The 18534-nt window shown below is 53.3% G+C and carries 16 protein-coding genes; 7 read left to right on the forward strand and 9 right to left on the reverse strand.

What is annotated here, in order from left to right; genetic code table 11:
* Positions 1–6: 6 nt before the first annotated feature.
* Positions 7–915 (forward strand): LysR substrate-binding domain-containing protein, encoded by a 909-nt coding sequence (locus tag ACTJI9_RS16005; RefSeq protein WP_440809261.1) that lies wholly within the window; start codon positions 7–9, stop codon positions 913–915.
* On the opposite strand, the gene ACTJI9_RS16010 is transcribed toward ACTJI9_RS16005, so the two are convergent.
* Positions 902–1393 carry a thioesterase family protein gene (locus ACTJI9_RS16010; protein ID WP_440809264.1) on the reverse strand — a complete coding sequence of 164 codons (492 nt, stop codon included), beginning with the start codon at positions 1391–1393 and terminating at the stop codon, positions 902–904. The genes ACTJI9_RS16005 and ACTJI9_RS16010 overlap by 14 nt on opposite strands.
* A 79-nt stretch (positions 1394–1472) precedes the next feature.
* On the reverse strand, positions 1473–2453 hold the full coding sequence (locus ACTJI9_RS16015; protein ID WP_440809267.1) for a GlxA family transcriptional regulator: 981 nt from the start codon (positions 2451–2453) through the stop codon (positions 1473–1475).
* 78 nt (positions 2454–2531) lie between these two features.
* Here ACTJI9_RS16015 and ACTJI9_RS16020 point away from each other — a divergent pair, with 78 nt between their 5' ends.
* Genes ACTJI9_RS16020 through ACTJI9_RS16045 form a run of 6 tightly spaced genes read left to right on the forward strand, consistent with a single transcriptional unit; the run spans position 2532 to position 9484 of the window.
* Positions 2532–3437 carry a 3-keto-5-aminohexanoate cleavage protein gene (locus ACTJI9_RS16020; RefSeq protein ID WP_115052967.1) on the forward strand — a complete coding sequence of 302 codons (906 nt, stop codon included), beginning with the start codon at positions 2532–2534 and terminating at the stop codon, positions 3435–3437.
* 4 nt (positions 3438–3441) lie between these two features.
* Positions 3442–4506 carry a carnitine 3-dehydrogenase gene (locus ACTJI9_RS16025; RefSeq protein WP_307285322.1) on the forward strand — a complete coding sequence of 355 codons (1065 nt, stop codon included), beginning with the start codon at positions 3442–3444 and terminating at the stop codon, positions 4504–4506.
* A 4-nt stretch (positions 4507–4510) separates the two neighbouring features.
* Entirely contained in the window at positions 4511–5674 is a 1164-nt protein-coding gene (locus ACTJI9_RS16030; RefSeq protein WP_336440037.1) for an acyl-CoA dehydrogenase family protein, read from the forward strand.
* Between the two features lie 11 nt (positions 5675–5685).
* On the forward strand, positions 5686–7758 hold the full coding sequence (locus tag ACTJI9_RS16035) for an acetate--CoA ligase family protein (protein ID WP_440809272.1): 2073 nt from the start codon (positions 5686–5688) through the stop codon (positions 7756–7758).
* Positions 7755–8537 (forward strand): carnitinyl-CoA dehydratase, encoded by a 783-nt coding sequence (locus ACTJI9_RS16040; protein WP_440809274.1) that lies wholly within the window; start codon positions 7755–7757, stop codon positions 8535–8537. The genes ACTJI9_RS16035 and ACTJI9_RS16040 overlap by 4 nt, the downstream gene beginning before the upstream one ends.
* The gene (locus tag ACTJI9_RS16045; protein ID WP_354343812.1) at positions 8534–9484 is read left to right on the forward strand and encodes an alpha/beta hydrolase; all 951 of its coding nucleotides are present in this window, start codon (positions 8534–8536) and stop codon (positions 9482–9484) included. The genes ACTJI9_RS16040 and ACTJI9_RS16045 overlap by 4 nt, the downstream gene beginning before the upstream one ends.
* A gap of 1 nt (position 9485) precedes the next feature.
* Here the strand turns inward: ACTJI9_RS16045 and ACTJI9_RS16050 are convergent, their stop codons facing one another.
* The 7 genes from ACTJI9_RS16050 to ACTJI9_RS16080 all read right to left on the reverse strand — a co-directional run bounded on the left by ACTJI9_RS16050 (position 9486) and on the right by ACTJI9_RS16080 (position 18423).
* Positions 9486–11147, reverse strand: coding sequence for an ABC transporter ATP-binding protein (locus tag ACTJI9_RS16050; RefSeq protein ID WP_440809277.1), 1662 nt, complete (start codon positions 11145–11147; stop codon positions 9486–9488).
* On the reverse strand, positions 11147–11971 hold the full coding sequence (locus tag ACTJI9_RS16055; RefSeq protein ID WP_440809278.1) for an ABC transporter permease: 825 nt from the start codon (positions 11969–11971) through the stop codon (positions 11147–11149). Before ACTJI9_RS16055 ends, ACTJI9_RS16050 begins: the two co-directional genes overlap by 1 nt.
* 10 nt (positions 11972–11981) lie before the next feature.
* Positions 11982–12941 carry an ABC transporter permease gene (locus tag ACTJI9_RS16060; protein WP_122084269.1) on the reverse strand — a complete coding sequence of 320 codons (960 nt, stop codon included), beginning with the start codon at positions 12939–12941 and terminating at the stop codon, positions 11982–11984.
* Between the two features lie 13 nt (positions 12942–12954).
* Complete coding sequence (locus ACTJI9_RS16065; RefSeq protein WP_115052958.1) at positions 12955–14544, reverse strand: ABC transporter substrate-binding protein; 1590 nt, start codon at positions 14542–14544, stop codon at positions 12955–12957.
* A gap of 116 nt (positions 14545–14660) precedes the next feature.
* A complete protein-coding gene (locus ACTJI9_RS16070; protein WP_440809283.1) occupies positions 14661–16664 on the reverse strand; it encodes a CocE/NonD family hydrolase in 2004 nt (667 codons plus the stop codon).
* Between the two features lie 194 nt (positions 16665–16858).
* Positions 16859–17617 (reverse strand): ABC transporter permease, encoded by a 759-nt coding sequence (locus ACTJI9_RS16075; RefSeq protein WP_115053290.1) that lies wholly within the window; start codon positions 17615–17617, stop codon positions 16859–16861.
* Between the two features lie 92 nt (positions 17618–17709).
* Positions 17710–18423: an ABC transporter permease gene (locus tag ACTJI9_RS16080; protein WP_354344494.1), complete on the reverse strand. Its 714-nt coding sequence runs from the start codon at positions 18421–18423 to the stop codon at positions 17710–17712.
* Positions 18424–18534 lie beyond the last annotated feature (111 nt).

Here is an 18534-nt window from a genome sequence, read left to right on the forward strand (position 1 = left end):
TCACCAATGATGTCCAAGCCAAGAATACCGCCGCTGGGTTCGCTCCGAGCCTTTGAGGCATCAGCGCGGCTTTTGAGCTTTCGGCTTGCAGGTGATGAACTTGGGGTGACGCAGTCTGCGATAAGCCACCGCATTGCAGAGCTTGAAACGATCCTTGGCGTCAAGCTGTTTGAGCGGCTGCCACGCGGCGTTTCGCTCACAGATGCCGGAACGCTTTATTATCCCTATATGCGCGACGCATTCGAAAAGATTGCGCGCGGCACGGCACTTATAAACCGCATCGGCACTGCAGACGATCTTGCCATCGAGACCTATGCGACCTTCGCCATTCGCTGGCTCATTCCGCGCTTGACTGACTTTCGGAAGATCAATCCAAATCTTGCCATCCGCATCGGTACAAGCCAACTGGATTGGGAATTGAACATCGATAGTTCTGATATTGGCATTATCCATACCACACGTCCGGAGCGCATGAATCTGCATTATCGCCAATTGGTAAAAGCCCAAATGTGTCCGGTATGCAGTCCGGCAGTTGCTGAGCGCATTACCGGGGATACTGATGCCAAAGCTCTTGGAAAAGTACCCCGCCTGGCACTTTACACTGCGCCGGAGGACTGGGGCACCTGGCTCGATGCTGCTGGTATCACCGACACGGCAAGAACTGATACTTTGAAGTTCGACACCTATCTTGCGGCGTTACAATCGGCGCTCGATGGTCAGGGAGTTGTCGTTGCCCCTGACTTTCTGGTCCAGGAAGATATCAAGGCTGGCAGGCTGGTCGCCCCGTTCTCGTTGAAGGTGCCACAGCCCGGTGCCTGGTATATGATCTGCCGCAAAGAGCGCGTTGGCGAAGCACGCATAAAAAAGTTCGAGAACTGGCTGGCCGATCAATTCAGCCGCGTCACTTCTTCTTGATGCCTATTGCCCGGCCTACGCGCTCAGGCCTTGGCAATTTCTCGTGTGCCTCTTTGTAAAACTCAAGCTTTGGCAAAACATCGTCTGGAAACGGCACCACTTTTGGACCATTCATATCAACATGCAATGACAGGACTTCCGCGGTCGCCGCCAGCCATCCGTTAACATGAACAATCTCATTATAGGTATGAAGGCGCTTGCCATCGAAGTCAATGAGTTGGCTTGTAACCGTGACGAGATGGTCGAGATGAATTTCCTGAACGTAGCAAATATGCACTTCCGCCGTGTATATCGTAAGCCTGCGTGCGGCGGCATATTGGGGCCCAAAGCCCAGCTCGGCCAGAAACTCATCGCCACCACGATCAAACACTACATTGTAATAAGCCATGTTCAGATGGCCATTATAGTCAATCCACTCCTTTTCCATGGAGATCGGTGCTGACCTGTATAATTCTCCGGACTGATGATTGATTAGCATCGAGTGCTCCTGACTCTGGAAATTGATGTTTTAGCTTGAAGCATGGATGGGCAATTCATCGCTTTGTCAAAAGCGACTCTCATTGAATAGGTCGAAACGCACTTGGCGGCTTGCCTTCAAAACTCCGAAATGTGCGGGTGAACGCTGCTGCAGAGGAAAATCCCGTTCGTGCAGCAATATCGGCAAGCGGCGACTTGGTATCGGTAATGAGTCTGCGCGCGACTTTCAAGCGCAAGCGCAGATAGTACCGCCCCGGCCCTTCCCCGACAGCTTTTGCAAATATCTTCTCAAGGCTTCGGGCACTAAGTCCGCATCGTTTGGCGATTGCTCCAACCGTCAGCGGCTGCTCGATATGACCTTCCATCAATCGGATAGCGACCGCTAGCTTTGGATGCACATTGTCCAGTCTTCCGAGTGAGATCAAAGGCTGTGCATCATTGGACGCATGGGCCTCGTCATAGATGAACACGCTTGCAACATCGAGCGCGACCGACATGCCGTAGCGCGAGCGGATCAAATGCAGCATGAGATCGAAAGTCGGCGATGCGCCGCCGCTCGTGAAAACCGGGCCATCAATGACATAGCGATCCGGTCTGATGTCCGCATCAGGAAACTCTGCGGTAAACTCCTCCATATCTTCCCAATGGGTGGTTGCGCGACGCCCGGTCAATAGTCCGGCACGTCCGAGCAACCATGAACCTGCCTCGATGCCGCCGATCATTTGATAATTGTGTACTGCCCGCCGCAAATTTGCAGTGAATGTCGTGCGTGCAATGTCCGCGGTGCCAAAACCCCCGACGACCAGCAGCATATCGCCCTTTTCCGATGCATTAAACTGACCGGAAACAGCGATAGGCAAGCCACAGGTCGTCATGGTGGGTTTACCGTCAAGGGAAACGACTTGCCATTTGAACAATGATGCGCCTGAAACCCGGTTCGCTGCTCGCATGGGGTCAATTGTCGAGGCAACACACATCAGGGAAGCGCCACTGAATACGAGAACCGTTACATTTAACGGCTCGGTATTGGGCAAAAACAGTGGAGATATTTCGTTATTCATCAATTTCAATTCGTATATCGCAAAGCATTCCTTGGCAATGGGGGCATGATCAGGTCAATAAATAATGGGAGCAGACAAATGGGACTTACCCCCAATCGCGAAGTATTTATCACTTGCGCCGTTACTGGCGCTGGCGACACGACAGGCCGTTCGGACAAGGTGCCGGTAACTCCCCGCCAGATTGCTGATGAGTGTATTGCCGCTGCCAATGCGGGTGCTGCGATTGCTCATATTCACGTACGCGACCCGAAAACTGGTAAGGGTTCACGCGATATAACTCTCTACACGGAAGTCGTTGAGCACATAAAGGCCTCTGGCGTGGACATGGTGCTCAATTTGACCGCAGGCATGGGCGGGGATCTGACGCTCGGCAGTGTCGAGCAGCCTATGCCGCCTTCCGCAGATGGAACGGACATGGCCGGCGCGACGGAGCGTTTGGAACATGTGGCTAAACTTCGCCCCGAAATCTGCACGCTCGACTGTGGCACCATGAATTTTGGTGAAGGCGACTATGTCATGACCAATACGCCAGCCATGCTGAAAGCAATGGCAGCACAGATTCAGGCGCTGGGCGTTCGCCCTGAAGTCGAAATCTTCGACACGGGTCACCTCCTTCTCGCCAAATGGCTCTATGATCAGGGTCTGCTCGATGATCCTGTTATGGTTCAACTCTGCATGGGTATTCCTTGGGGTGCGCCAGACGATATTGGTACATTGCTTGCCCTGACCAACAACCTGCCCTCCAACTGGACCTTTTCCGCATTTTCTATTGGTCGTAACCAAATGCCCTATGCGGCAATGGCGATGCTTGCGGGCGGAAATATCCGTGTCGGTCTGGAAGATAATATCTGGCTCGATAAAGGCGTGCTGGCGACAAACGGCCCATTGGTAGAACGAGCCGTAAAAGTTGCCGAAGGCATGGGAGCCCGTATTCTCGGTCCTCAAGAAGTTCGTGAACGCATGAAATTGACAAAGGGCTGGTAAAATCATGGCAAGCATTCGCAAGGCAGCCGCTGTCGGTGGCGGAGTTATTGGTGCTGGCTGGGTAGCCCGCCTGCTTCTCAACGGAATTGATGTTTCAATATTCGATCCCGATCCGGAAGCAGAACGCAAAGTCAGCGAGGTGATGAAGAATTCGCGTCGCGCCTACAAGACGATGTTGCCGGATGGGCTGCCTAAAGAAGGCAAGTTGACTTTTGCCAAGTCGATTGAGGAAGCCGTTGCTGGTGCAAACTTCATCCAGGAAAGCGTTCCCGAACGTCTCGACCTGAAACACAAAGTGCTGGCCGAAATAGATAAATATGCCGATGTGACCGCGATCATTGGGTCTTCGACTTCCGGCATTCTCCCGTCTGACATGCAAACATCAATGAAACACCCGGAACGTCTGGTTGTTGGCCACCCCTACAATCCGGTCTACCTTTTGCCATTGGTGGAGATTGTCGGAGGCAAACTGACATCTCCGGAAGCGGTCGAAAAAGCACGGGAACTTTACGCGTCTATCGGCATGAAACCAGTGGTCATTCGCAAGGAAATTGAAGCTTTTGTCGGTGATCGTCTGCTTGAAGCTGTTTGGCGCGAGGCTCTCTGGCTCATCAAAGATGACATCACGACCGTTGAAGAACTTGACGACATCATGCGCTACTCCTTCGGCATTCGCTGGGCGCAAATGGGTATGTTCCAGGTCTACCGCGTTGCTGGAGGCGAAGCCGGGATGCGTCATTTCATTGCCCAGTTCGGTCCGTGCCTGTCATGGCCATGGACCAAGCTCATGGATGTGCCGGAACTGACCGAAGAACTGGTCGACAAGATTGCCAACCAATCTGACGAACAGGCTCACGGACTTTCCATTCGTGAACTCGAACGCATACGTGACGACAATCTCGTGGCCATCATGGATGCTCTTTCCAAGCAGAATAAGGGCAAAGGGTGGGGTGCTGGTGCGCTCTATAAGGACTATACGAAGCGCCTTTCAAAACTGGCACAAAAACCCGCTCTGTCCAAGGCAGCAGCAAAGGCCGTGACGAGTAAGCCCAAAAAGAAGAAAGGCTGAAACAATGGATTTTGGTCTTTCGGAAGAACAACGCCTGATCGTTGATACGACGCGGGCTTTTGTCGAGAATGAGCTTTATCCGCATGAGGCAGAAGTCGAACGCACTGGCATCCTGCGAAAAGAACTCGCGGACGAGTTGAAGCAAAAGGCCATTGAAGCAGGCCTTTATGCGGCCAACATGCCGGAATCAGTGGGCGGTGCTGGTCTCGATACTGTTACCTGGCTGCTCTATGAAAAAGAACTCGGCCGCGCAAACTATGCCCTGCACTGGACCTGTGTCGGACGTCCGTCGAACATATTGCTGGCGGGAACTGACGCACAAAAAGAGAAATATCTCTATCCATGTATTCGGGGCGAGAAATCCGATTGTCTGGCCATGACAGAGCCCGGCGCTGGTTCCGATTTGCGCGGCATGAAAGCATCTGCCGTCGAGAATAATGGCGATTGGGTGGTGAATGGCACGAAACACTTCATAAGCCACGCGCTTGAGGCCGATTTCGTCATTCTTTTTGTGGCGTCAGGCGAGGAAGACACACCGCGCGGCAAGAAAAAGAAAATCACGGCATTCTTTGTCGATAAAGGTCATCCGGGCATGACCATCCGCGAAGGCTACCGCAATGTTTCGCACCGTGGATATAGCAATGCGATTATCGAGTTCGATGATTGCCGCTTGCCGCAAGATGCTATTCTTGGTGAAGTTCATAAAGGCTTTGAAGTGGCCAATACCTGGCTCGGGGCTACACGTTTGCAGGTCGCTGCGACCTGTTTGGGTCGTGCTGAACGCGCACTCGCTCACGCAATTGAATATGCTGCACAGCGTCAGCAGTTCGGTCAGCAGATCGGCAAGTTTCAGGGTGTGTCGTTCAAATTGGCTGATATGGCAACTGAATTAAAAGCGGCGGATCTGCTCACGTTTGAAGCCGGCTGGAAATTCGACCAAGGCACCGTTACGGATCAGGATATGGCAATGGCCAAGCTCAAAGCCACTGAAATGCTGGCTTTCGTTGCCGATGAAGCGATCCAGATTCATGGCGGAATGGGGTTGATGGATGATCTGCCGCTGGAGCGAATTTGGCGCGACGCCCGGGTCGAGCGCATCTGGGAAGGCACGTCCGAGATTCAGCGGCATATCATATCGCGCGCCCTGCTCCGTCCGCATGGCGCGTAACGGAGTATTTGATGGCGCATAAACTGGATCGCCTGCTTCGACCCAAGACCATTGCTGTCTTCGGCGGCCTTCAAGCTGCTGAAGTCATAAAGCAATCGCAAAAAATGGGTTTTTCCGGTGAGATATGGCCGGTGCATCCCAAACATGATGAAATATACGGATTGAAAGTCTACCGCTCCGTTGCCGACTTACCGGCAGGTCCTGACGCCGCATTTATCGGAGTTAATCGCTTTCTAACGCTCGATATTGTGCGTGAACTGCGCGCGATCGGAACGGGCGTGGCAGTCTGCTATGCATCGGGTTTCCTCGAAGCAGGCGCGGATGACGCCGACGGCGCAAGACTTCAGGAAGAACTGATCGAGGCGGCGGGTGAAATGCCGATCATCGGGCCTAATTGCTATGGGCTTATCAATTATTGTGATGGCGCTCTGCTTTGGCCCGATCAACATGGCGGCAGACGGCTGGAGCCGGACGAACGGGGCGTAGCCATCATCACGCAGTCGTCCAACATCGCCATCAATATGACGATGCAGACCCGCGGACTGCCGATTGCTCACGTCATGACGGCGGGCAACCAGGCTCAGACCGGCTTGCCTGACATGGCGATTGCCCTGCTTGAGGATGAACGCGTCACAGCGCTCGGTCTGCATATTGAGGCTTTTCAATCGGCATCCAAATTTGAACTACTGGCAAAGCGCGCCCGTGAACTCGGCAAGCCGATCGTTGCGATGAAAGTTGGACGCTCAGAACAAGCACGAGCTGCGACAGTTTCCCATACGGCTTCGCTGGCTGGTTCGGATGCTGCTTCCGATGCATTTCTGAAAAGGCTGGGCATTGCTCGTGTCAATTCAATCGCATCGTTCCTCGAGACGCTCAAATTGTTGCACGTGCATGGACCACTTGATGGAAACACGCTCTGTTCAATGAGTTGTTCGGGCGGTGAAGCCTCTGTTATGGCTGACAGTGCTGAAGGCCGCCTGGTTCACTTCCCTGCTTTGACGCCGGAACATCGCGCCAAAGTGAAGTCGACGCTCGGACCTCTCGTTGCGGTGGCCAATCCGCTCGATTACCACACTTTTATCTGGAATAATGAACCAGCACTGACTGAAACATTTACGACGATGGTCGCGGGCGGGTTTTCTTTGAGCTGTCTTGTCCTCGATTTTCCGCGCAAGGACCGGTGCTCGGACGTTGATTGGTGGTCCACTGTTCGCGGCTTTGAGAATGCATTGCGCACGAACAATGCTAAGGGCGCTATCGTGGCCTCATTGCCTGAAAACATTCCGGAAGAATATATGGCGCAGCTCATCGCCAAAGGCATTGCCCCACTTTGCGGAATTGTCGAAGCTTTTGACGCTGCTGAGGCGGCAGCGTTCATCGGCAAGGCTTGGGTCACAGAAATTGCTCTGCCGGTGGCTACTCCCGGTAAAAACTTTGGCAACACGGCAGCACCTGATGAAGCTCAAGCTAAAACCATTTTGAAAGCCGCAGGCTTGCCGGTTCCTGAAGGTCAACGCTGTACGACGTCTGCTGAAGCCGTAGACGTCGCCAATAAACTGGCCTATCCGGTCGCCCTCAAGGCGCTCGGCATTTCCCACAAGTCAGAGCAAAATGCCGTCAGGCTGAATCTAAAGAATGCAGATGCAGTCAAAGCAGCGGCGGACGACCTGATTGATCTTGGTTCCGGCATTTATGTCGAGCGCATGGTAACAGGTACAGTGGCAGAACTCATTGTCGGCATTATCGACGATCCGCAGTTCGGCCCTGTTATGACGCTGGGTACTGGCGGGGTCATGGTAGAATTGCTGCAAGACACGGTAACGCTGCTTCTGCCATCAAGCCGCAGCGATATTGAAACCGCTTTGCGTTCACTGCGTATGTTCCCCTTGCTTGATGGCTATCGCGGCAAGCCCAAGGCTGATCTGGATGCGGCTCTGGACGCAATCATGGGCATTGCTGCCTTTGCGGTAAAAAATGCGGGAAAAATTGTTGAACTCGATATTAATCCGCTATTGGTCTGCGGAGTTGGCCAAGGGGCCTGGATCGCGGATGCGCTGCTGGTTACAAAGGGAGAACTTTCATGAATGATGTTGTCAGAACGCGGCGCGAGGGAGGCATTCTCGAAGTTACGCTTGATCGGCCAAAGGCCAATGCCATTGATCTGACAACCAGCAGACTGCTGGGCGAAACATTCAAAAAGTTCCGCGATGATCCGGAACTGCGTGTGGCAATCGTACAAACCGAGGGTGACAAGTTCTTTTGCGCCGGCTGGGATTTGAAGGCAGCTGCCAGCGGCGATGCTGTGGATGGTGATTACGGTGTTGGCGGCTTCGGCGGCCTGCAAGAATTACTGGAACTTAACAAGCCGGTTATTGCTGCCGTCAATGGCATGGCGGTCGGCGGTGGTTTTGAACTCGCCCTTTCCTGCGATCTGATTTATGCCTCCGATCATTCGAGTTTTGCACTGCCGGAAATACGCGCTGGTACGCTGGCAGATGCCGCGACTGTAAAATTGCCAAAACGCATTCCCTACCATGTTGCAATGGACCTGCTCCTGACTGGCCGCTGGATGGATGTTGCTGAAGCCCATCGTTGGGGGCTGGTCAACGAGGTGCTGCCGAAAGACAATCTCATGGCACGCGTTTGGGAAATTGCCCGCATGCTTGAAAGCGGACCTCCATTGGTTTTCGCTGCCATCAAGGAAGTCGCGCGCGAAGCGGAAAGCATGGGCTTTCAGGAAGCCATGAACTGGATCACAAAGCGGAAATTCCGTACAGTCGACACACTTTATGCTTCGGAAGATGGGCAAGAAGGGTTCAAGGCATTCGCCGAAAAACGCGATCCCGTTTGGAAGGGAAAATGACCACTGACTACTCCGCCCTGATCGACGAGCAGACCTGGGCTTTCATTGAGCGGACCAATAGTTTTTATCCGCCAGATTCTACGGATCATTCCGTTGCCCGGCAACGCGAAGTCTACAACACCATGTGCCGGGCATTCTTTTCGCAATATCCAGGATCGGTTTCCTCGACTAACAAATTCGTTCATACCGCAGAACAGCGGATACCGATCCGGGTCTACGAAAAGTCTGATAGCGATCCAGAGGCTGTATGCCTCTATTTCCATGGTGGCGGATTTGTCGTGGGTGGGCTTGAGAGCCATGATGATGTCTGTGCTGAACTTTGCGATGCTACCGGCTTTCGTATCGTCTCGGTTGATTATCGTTTAGCGCCTGAACATTTGCATCCAGCAGCATTCCTTGACTGCCTCGCGGCGTTTGAACACGTCGCATCCACCTGCGAATTGCCGATCATTTTATGCGGTGACAGTGCTGGCGGAAATCTCGCCGCCGCGGTCACACATCATGTGCGCCGTCACGAACGTGCTCCCGTTGGTCAGGTTCTTATCTATCCCGGGCTGGGTGGTGAAACAGATCAAGGCTCGTATCTTACCCATGCTCAAGCACCAATGCTGACGACGCGCGATACGCTCTACTATGCTGAAATTCGCGGTGGTGGTTTTAATTGGTCAAACGATCCGCGCTTTGCACCTTTGAATGATCAGGATTTCAACGGATTGCCCGATACGATCGCCATCTCGGCGGAATGTGACCCACTATCCGACGATGGCCGCGACTATTGCAACAAAATCAGCGCTGCCGGGGGAAAGGCGCTCTGGAACAATGAACCCGGTCTTGTTCATGGTTACCTTCGTGCGCGCCACAGCGTTGATCGTGCGCGAGCGAGCTTTCGCCGGATCACAACCGCCGTACATTTGCTCGGCCAAGGCCGTTGGCCCGGCCAGATTTAACTTAGTTTCCAGCGCTTGCCATTCGCCTTGTCTTCATAGCCGTTTCCAGCCAGCCGAGTTCCATTTCTGGAACCGACGACAAGAGCAAATCCGTGTAATCGTCAAATGGCGGTTTCAACACGTCCGACTTCGGACCGTAGCGAACCACCTCGCCCCGATACATGACTGCGATGGAGTCGGATATGGATTTCACTGTCGCAAGGTCATGCGTGATAAAAAGATAAGCGACGTTTTCATCCTTTTGCAAATTCAAAAGCAGTTTCAAAATACCGTCAGCAACCAAGGGATCAAGCGCGCTGGTTACCTCGTCGCAGATGATGAGCTTGGGTTTTGCAGCCAGTGCGCGCGCGATGCAAACACGCTGCTTCTGCCCGCCGGATAGTTCTGCCGGATAGCAGCCAGCAAAATTTTTGCCCATTTCCATTTTTTCCAGCAATTCGGCAACGCGCTTGTCGCGTTCCTTGCCACCCATACCGAAATAGAATTCCAACGGACGGCCGATAATGGTACCGACCGTTTGGCGTGGATTCATCGCGGTATCAGCCATTTGATAGATCATCTGCAATTCACGCAGATCGTCGCGCGTGCGATTGGCAAGTCGCGCCGATAATGTTCTGCCTTCAAAGGTGATCGCCCCTTCCATCGGCGGCAAAAGCCCAGTGATGACGCGAGCAAGTGTTGATTTACCAGAACCGGATTCACCGACCACAGCCAAGGTCTGACCAAGATGTATATCGACAGAAACGTTCTTGAGCACTTTGACCAATCCGCCGCCATAGGCAGCGGTGATGTTCCTCACCGATAGAATTGGCTTGTCGGCGGGACTTTTTTGTTCGTGCGGAATGTGATGCACGGACACAAGCTGTTTTGTATAGGCTTGGCGCGGCGCTTTGATTATCTGTTGTGTATCTCCGTATTCGACCTGTTTGCCATGGCGCAAGACGAGAATGTCGTCAGCGACCTGTGCAACCACAGCAAGATCGTGCGTGATATAGAGTGCGGCGACATTCGTATCGCGGATTGCATCCTTGATGGAAGCCAGCACATCAATCTGCGTGGTAACATCAAGAGCCGTCGTTGGCTCATCAAAGACAATCAGATCCGGCTCCGAACATAGAGCCATGGCTGTCATGGCACGTTGTAGCTGTCCGCCCGATACCTGATGCGGAAAGCGCTGGCCAAAAGTTTCAGGATTTGGAAGACCCAGCTTTTTGAAAAGTCCGACCGCGCGCTTTTCTGCCTCGGCCTTGGTGCATATTTTGTGAAGCAGCGCGGCTTCAATCACCTGATCCATCAATTTGCGCGCAGGATTGAAGGCCGCAGCAGCCGATTGCGCCACGTAGCAAACTTCGCGGCCCCGTATCTGCCGCAAAATCTTGGCGCCGCCTTTCAGAATATCTCGGCCGTTCAACAGCACTTCACCACCGGTAATGCGTACGCCACCCCTGCCATAGCCCATGCTGGAGAGCCCGATTGTCGATTTGCCCGCACCGGATTCGCCTATAAGTCCGAGCACCTTGCCCCGCTCAAGCTTTACCGACACACCGTCGACAATAATAATATTCCTGGGCGGTTCTCCAGGCGGATAACTGGTTGCTTCGATACGCAGATTGCGGATGTCGAGAAGAAGGCCTGTTTTGTCTTTCAATGGAGCTTTGACCATTATCCGCGACCTCCCTTCAGGCTGGTGGTTCGGTTCAATATCCAGTCCGCGACAAGGTTGACCGAGATCGCAAGCACAGCAATGGCCGCAGCAGGTATCAAAGCTGCAGGAATGCCAAAGACGATACCCTCCTTGTTTTCCTTCACCATTCCACCCCAATCAGCGTCAGGCGGCTGGACACCGAGGCCAAGGAAGGAAAGTGCCGAAAGGAAAAGAACTGCAAATATGAATCTCAGGCCAAGCTCTGCGATCAAAGGTGTCAGGGCATTGGGTAATATTTCCCGGAAAATAATCCAGATACGGCCCTCGCCACGAAGTTTCGCAGCCTCGACAAAGTCCATGACATTGATATCAACGGCTACTGCCCGGGCCAGCCGGTAAACGCGCGTCGCATCCAATAGCCCCATGACGAGGATCAATGTCATTATATTTGCCGGCAAAACCGACAATACAACCAAAGCGAAAATCAACGTCGGGATAGCCATAATCAAATCCACAAACCGCGACATAAGCTGGTCAAACCAGCCACCAATGACTGCGGCAGCAAAGCCAAGCACTGAACCCAGAATAAACGACAGCGCCGTGGCCATCGCTGCAATAAAGATCGTGATGCGGGCACCGAAAATCATGCGTGATAACAGATCACGTCCCAGATTATCCGTGCCAAGCAGATATTTTGCCGACATTGGCTCCCAAACATCGCCAACTGTCTCACCTACAGGATATGGCGCAACCCAAGGCGCGAAGACCGCTGCAAATATAAATATCGCGGTGATGATAAGTCCGATCCACGCACTGATTGGAATATTCTTTGCATTCAACATTATGCGGGCCTCACTTCGGATGTCTGAGGCGGGGATTGGAGACAATCGCCACGATGTCAGCAATGATATTCAGGCTGACATAAACAGCCGCGAAAATAAGCCCGCATGCCTGGACGACCGGCACATCGCGTTTGGCTACATGGTCCACCAGATATTGCCCCATGCCAGGGTAGACAAAAATGACCTCCACCACCACGACCCCGACGACCAGAAATGCGAGATTGAGCATGACGACATTGACGATTGGCGCGATCGCATTGGGAAAGGCATGCCGGGTAATAATCTGTAAGGGAGAAAGCCCTTTAAGCTCGGCCGTTTCGATATAGGCAGATTGCATGACGTTCAAAATGGCGGCGCGTGTCATGCGCATCATATGCGCAAGCACAACCAGTGTCAGGACCGTGACCGGCAAGGCAATGGCGCTGAGCCTTTCACCCAGCGGCATGCCTTCATAAACCGTTGAAACACTTGGGAACCATTGCAGACGAACGGCGACAAAGTAGATCAGCAGGTATCCGGTAAAAAACTCGGGCAACGAAGTTGAGGCCAGACCGAGGCCGGAAATGAGCTTGTCCACAAAACCATTGCGATAGCGCACTGCCAACAGTCCCAGACCAATAGCCAATGGAATGGAAACAATTGCTGCCCAGAATGCAAGGAACAAGGTGTTCCACAGCCTTCCTTTCAGTGAGCTTGCAATGTCCTGCCCGCTTGAGAGGGCCGTTCCCAAATCACCGGTCAATATGCCGCCAAGCCAATGGAGATAGCGGATATAGGCTGGATCATTCAGGCCCATATCACGTCGCAGGTTTTCAAGCGCTTGCGGCGTGGCTGATTGCCCGAGTATGGATTGCGCAACGTCTCCAGGCAGAATCTGGGTGCCTGCAAAAATCAGCACGGAAACTGCAAGGAGAAGAAGGATGCCCATCGCGATGCGTTGGGCAACCAGTTTCAGGACAGGTGTACTCATCTCACGCGGCCGATCAGGCGTTCAGCCAGCAACGCGACAATGCGTAACCGCCGCTCATCTCCTGATTGCCATCTGGTACCCAACCGCCCACCTTTGCGCTTGTCGCATCAATGAAGTCGTTGAACATTGGCACGATCACCCCACCCTCATCGCGCACGATGACTGACATGTCGCGGTACATCGACTTGCGCTTGGCTTCGTCCAGTTCGCCGCGTGCCGTAATCAGCATCTTGTCAAACTTTTCATTGAAGAAGCGCGTGTCATTCCAATCGGCGGTAGAAAGGTAGGCCGTCGAATACATCTGATCTTGCGTTGGACGCCCGCCCCAATAGGATTCGGAAAATGGCTGTTTGTTCCACACTTCTGACCAATAGCCATCGCCGGGCTCGCGCTTGACCTCAATGGTAATGCCGGCCTTTGCAGCGCTCTGCTGATAAAGCTGAGCCGCATCGACAGCGCCCGGAAAGGCAACGTCGGATGTGCGAAGCAATATTGGCCCGTCATGGCCCGACTTTTTAAAGTGGAAGGCGGCTTTATCAGGGTCGTATGCGCGCTGCTCAATATCGTCAGAGAATAATGGATAGGCCTTGTTGATCGGGAAATCATTGCCGACCGAACCGTAACCACGCAGAATTTTCTGCACCATGTCCTCACGGTTCATCGCATATTTAAGCGCCAACCGCAGGTCGTTATTATTGAACGGCGCCGTGTTGCAATGAGCGATGAAAACGTAGTGTCCCTTACCGGCCACGTTCTGAATGGTGACGCCCGGCACGCGCTTGACCAGATCGACAATCTTCGGCTCGACCCGGTTGATCATGTGCACCTGACCCGACTGCAGCGCGGAAGTACGTGCAGTTGCATCATTGATCACGATGATTTCAATTTGCTCGGCATGACCGCGCTTGTCGCCATTCCAATAGTTTTCAAACTTTGCGCCGATATGGCGAACGCCGGGCTCGTCAGTCACGACCTTATAGGGACCCGTGCCAATACCGGCTGTGGGCTTGTCCTTGCCGCCATTCGGCTGAATCATGAGATGGTAGTCATCCATCAGGAATGGCAGGTCAGCATTGGCTTCTTTCAGTGTAAATACAACGGTATCGCCGTCTTTCTTCACATTGGAGATACCACCCATGACGCCTAGCGCACCGGACTTGGAATTCGCGTCGGAGTGGCGTTCCATCGTTGCCACAACATCGTCCGGCGTCATGTCCTTGCCGTCGTGAAACTGAACGCCTTTGCGAATCTTGAATGTCCAGACCTTCGCATCGTCAGATGAGCCCCACTCTTCGGCAAGCTTGGGTTGCAAAGTTCCGTCGGGCTGGATCTCGACCAGTTGCTCGCCCCATTGGCGCCCAAACTTGTAGGGAACCTGACTTTGCCAGGTGGCTGGATCAAGACTGTCAGTCGATGCGCCACCCTGCATACCGGCTTTAAGCGTACCACCTTTGACCGGCCCCTCAGCCAAGGCTGCGCTGGTCAGGAGTGAATTGGCAAAAACTGTGGTTACGCCGAGCGCAGCGGCGCGACCGAGGAAATCCCGGCGCGAAAGCTTTCCAAGTGCAACCCTGCGGCTGAGATAGTCGAGTTCATTAGACATTGAATTCCCCTTCTTGTCTAAGACGCTTTGCGCCTTCTGGTTTTCTCTAATTATGCGACCTGATAGCTATGTATTTCAACCTTTAGATACTTCTCATGTGCGAATGCCGGACATTCTCATATGAAATTTCGATCAATTGTTTCCGCAAAATCACGCTCGAATACGACATTGTCATTCTCATAGGCCTCGATCCGGCCCGTGAGATAAAATTTGTGCTTGTCAGAATGCATGCTCGTAAAAGTCTCAGTTCTGATACGCCAATTGTCACGCCCCGAAATCTCGGTCCAATGGGTTTCACCCCGCGCCGATAGCGGATCATCGGCCTGAATTTCCCAGCGTTCACGCGCCACACCGCCATGGATCAGACCGTGATCCTTGTCTCGCGCTTCGCCGAAATCATCTTCGATCAACAGTACAATCTTTCCACTGACCTGATCATGGACAATTGAGCGACTATTGGCACTGTCGCGCAACGTCTCCAATTGCCATGGCGATGCTGCTTCCGGCTCGGCGAAGGTCCACTCGTCACCCTCAGCCATTGCCCGCGACGGAACAGCAATTGTTCCAGATTGAATTGTCAGACTGACGGGTTCCGGTGAAGGCCAGACCATTGGCCAGTAAGACGAGGATACGGCAACCCGCAACTTATGCCCCGCAGGGAGGCGATAAGCGATATCATCAAGCTTGAAGCTGATTTCATAGCTTTTGCCCGGCTCCAATGCTTCGGGTACAGCGTGATTATTGCGATGGCAAAGATTGAAAACACCATAGGTGATGCGTGTTGAGGCGCCGTCCGGATGCACATCGCAAAGTCGCACGGCAACCATGGCAACAGGCTTGTCGCTCGTCAGTTTCAATGTAATTTCGGGCGCACCGACAATATCCATCGACCGGTCGAGTTGCATATCATAGCAAACGGAAAGAGCGTCATCGCGGCGCTGATCGCCTGGCATTTCCGGACCCAGCCAGATCGCGCAGTATTCGCCTCCCATCATCCCGCAATCCTGCGGCGATGACACCAGATGCGAAAAGGCGTCTGAAGGCTGCCCTGACAGGCTCTTGTCGTCGTGAAGGTGAAACAGCGCAGTTCCAATAGTTTGCGATGGCCATTGTTCTTCTGCAATCCAGCGACCAGGCCGCTCCGTATACCAGCTTTTAGGCCGTACAGAATCCATCAGATAGCCGCGATAGGCCGGATCATTCTCAACGCCGGTATCAATGTCCTTAAGCCATCGATCCCACCAGCGCAGAGCCTCTTGGAGAAAGCCGATACGCGGACCCGGCACCGCAAAATGCGGATATTTATGCACCCAAGGCCCTATAATACCTTTTACCGGTGCAGTAATTCCCGTCATCAATCTGGATACCGCATTCTTATAAGCGTCGCCCCAGCCGCCGATCGCAAGTGTCGCGGCCTTTATCTTCGAAAAATCTTCGCAAACGGAGCCGCGCTGCCAATAGCCATCGCGTGTCTGGTGATTCAACCAGACAGCAGGCAAAAATGGCTCATTGTCCAAGCGCTCGAGCCACATATCCCGCCATTTTTCCCCAACCAAGGCCGGATCAGGCGCTCTGGATGAATAGGACAGCATCGTTGCGCCCCAACCCAGATTTTCATTCAGCAGAAGACCGCCCTTATAGTGAATATCGTCGGCATAACGATCATCGGTCGAACAAAGCGTAATGATGGCTTTGAGTGCATCCGGTTGCATTGCCGCCACTTGAAGCGAGTTAAAACCGCCCCAGGAAATGCCCATCATGCCAACCTTGCCGGTCGACCAGGATTGAGCCGCAATCCATTTGATGACATCGCAGGCATCCTGCAATTCCTGTTCGGAATATTCGTCTTCCATCAATCCTTCGGAATCGCCATTCCCGCGCATATCAACACGCAAGCAGGCATAGCCATGCCCGGCAAAATAAGGATGGGTCAGATTATCGCGCGCGGTCGTTCCGTCACGTTTGCGATATGGCAGAAATTCAAGAATGGCCGGAACAGGATTTTCGTCAGCTTCCTCGGGCATCCAGACCCGCGCTGAAAGGCGGCAGCCGTCGGGCATGACGATGCCCATATCGGCTTGCTCTGTGATCTTATGCGGAAAAGTTTCGACTGTTCGCATTACCACCTTTCGCCCTCACATGGATACGAAAATGGCGATGCATACCGGGCGGAGCGCCCGCGAATGATACAATCCCATTTTCTCGTCTTTGCGAGGCGTTCCCTTATGCTCACACTATGCGCATTTGCTCACGATAACACACCAAACACTTGCGACATAAGTCCCGCCATTTGCGTCAAACATCAGTATATTCGTCAGCCAAGGCGAGAGGGAACAAGCCGTTCCAAACGCCTGAACAGGAAGACAATTATTCCGGTTATGATCAGGTAGCCCGCCGCCAGCAAAAGCAGCGGTTCATAGGTGATGAACGTATCCTGGCGAATTCGCGACGCCACCGAATAAAGGTCCACGACGGTAATCGTTGCTACAAGAGGCGTAGATTTCAGCTGCAATACCGCCTCACCCGCAAGTGTTGGCAGAGCACGATGAATAGCTTGTGGAAGCCAGATGCGCCTTAATATCGTGAATCGGCGCATTCCAAATGCCCGAGCAGCTTCCAATTGTCCCTTGGGCACACCGGCAAAAGCACCGCGCATCACCTCACCTTCATAGCCCGCATAAGACAGCGTAAGGGCAAGCACCGCATAAGGCCATGCCTGCCTCAAATACGGCCAAAGCTCTGACCCGCGTATCCAGGGATATTGAGGGAAAAGTGACCCCAATCCGTAGTAAAGGAGCCAAAGCTGCAGGAGAAGCGGCGTTCCGCGAATGATCGTGCAAAACCAGCGTGCTGGAACAGCGAGAATGGCAGGCCCTGCAGCTTGCGCGAGACCCAGCGGAACCGCCAGCAGAAAGCCGAGAAACACTGTGACGCATAATATCCAGATGGTGCGCCATAATCCTTGGAGAATAAGTCCGCCATAATTGGGCAACCAATCCCAGCGCAGAAAGAATATCGCGGATGCCACGAGCGCCAGACCGATCAATATCAGAACAATCCTGTGCGGCTGCATCCACTCGCGCGGTCGATCAGGGTCCGCATCCTTATGAATGGGAAAGGTCTCAAGGGGGATTTCAATTTTTGTATCAACAGTCAGGTTGGACATTACCCTGCCTCCCTGACCGACGGCATACCACGCCGCGCCCATTTCTCAATTCGCCCAACTATGAGATTGGAGAAAAGCGTGGTGAGCAGATAGAGCACCCCCGCAGCCATAAAGAACAGGAAATATGCTTTGGTCGTTCCTGCGGCTTGCCGGGTTTCCAGCGTCAATTCACTAAAACCGACAACAGCAAGTAACGCCGTATCCTTGGTGGCTATCAGCCAGAGATTGGCCAGACCTGGCAAAGCATAAGGCAGCATTGAGGGAAGCGTTATGCGGCGCATCATCAATATTGGAGACATGCCATAGGCGCGAGCTGCTTCTATCTCCCCATAAGGAATCGCCTTTATGGCACCGCGCAACACTTCGGTAGCATAGGCACCCTGCACGAAACCAAGCACGACTATGCCGGCCACCAAGCCGCTAATATCAATACGTTGATATCCGGCCATCTCAAGAATGCGATTGATAAGGTCGGTACCCGCATAATAGAGCAGCAGGATCAATACGAGTTCCGGCACTGCCCGGACGATGGTTGTGTAAATCCCGGCCAGATCCCGAACCAAGGGCGATCCATAAAGCTTCCCATATGCACCCAGAGTGCCGATTATCAGCCCCATACCAAATGCTCCCAATGCGATCTGCAGTGAGTGCATAAGCCCGCGGAGCAGATTACCACCCCAGCCGGGTGGGCTGGGAGAAAGCAATGTCAGCATCTGCGATAGTGTTTCAGGAATAATCGACACGTCGGCCAAGCCGTCCTCGATTCAGCGCTGTCAGCGCAGTTCTGCAAGAAAATCCGGGCGGGTCATACCCGCCCGGCCAAT

Origin of the sequence: Phyllobacterium sp. 22552 (assembly GCF_052044585.1) — a bacterium.
Classification (GTDB): Bacteria; Pseudomonadota; Alphaproteobacteria; order Rhizobiales; family Rhizobiaceae; genus Phyllobacterium; species Phyllobacterium ifriqiyense.